1 protein-coding gene is annotated in these 285 nt (G+C 42.8%); it reads left to right on the top strand.

Going from position 1 to position 285, the window contains the following annotated elements; genetic code table 11:
* On the top strand, window positions 1–285 hold a 285-nt coding region (locus JEM49_RS10345; RefSeq protein ID WP_201874955.1), incomplete at both ends, for a transposase.

The raw sequence follows: 285 nt of genomic DNA on the forward strand, positions 1-285 counted from the left end.
AGTCAAATTGGCATTGACCTTAACCTTGATAATTTCTTAACGGAGTCAAATGGATCAATGGTTGTCAATCCACGTTTTTACTGTAAAGCAAAAAAGAAGCTTGCCCATGCCCAACGTGTCTTGTCTCGCAGGCAGCGCCGGGCTAAAAAAGGAGGACGCAATTTGCGGCTAGCAAAAAACTATCAAAAACAGCGCTTGGTAGTAGCTAAACTGCACGACAAGATCAGAAGACAGCGTAATGACTTCTTGCAAGAACTCTCAACTGCACTAATCAAAAACCACGAT

This window comes from Lactobacillus sp. A27, assembly GCF_016742815.1.
In the GTDB taxonomy this organism is placed as follows: domain Bacteria; phylum Bacillota; class Bacilli; order Lactobacillales; family Lactobacillaceae; genus Lactobacillus; species Lactobacillus gallinarum.